Here is a 389-nt window from a genome sequence, read left to right as displayed (position 1 = left end):
ATTAATTACGTGGATCAGGATAAAGGTAATGCCCTTATCACTAGTGATACCGTTAACGGTAAGTTTGGTAGCAAGGCTGACTACAGTACGAAAGATGAAATTGCTAAGTTAGAAGCGCAAGGATATGAATTGGTATCCGACGGATACCCTGCGGATGGCTTTACCTTTAATACTGATGGCCCAACCTTCACGGTTGTGCTCAAACACAAGACTAAGGAAGTTACGCCAGACAATCCAGGAACTCCAGGTCAACCAGTGGATCCAAACAACCCAACGGGACCGAAGTATCCTGACGGAACCAGCAAGTCCGACCTAACTAAGAACGTTACTAGAACCATTCACTACGTTGATAAGAATGGGAACAAGCTAGCTGATGATGTGGTTCAATC

The 389-nt window shown here is 44.7% G+C and carries 1 protein-coding gene; it reads left to right on the top strand.

The features are described 5' to 3' along the window. Positions 1 to 389, top strand: a 389-nt coding sequence (locus AC6UD8_RS07040; RefSeq protein WP_500699911.1) for a mucin-binding protein, incomplete at both ends; no start/stop codon positions are given.

This window comes from Fructilactobacillus sp. X1R3C1 (assembly GCF_059901545.1).
Note: the sequence above shows the minus strand (reverse complement) of the source record. Positions and strands in the feature narration are given on the sequence as shown.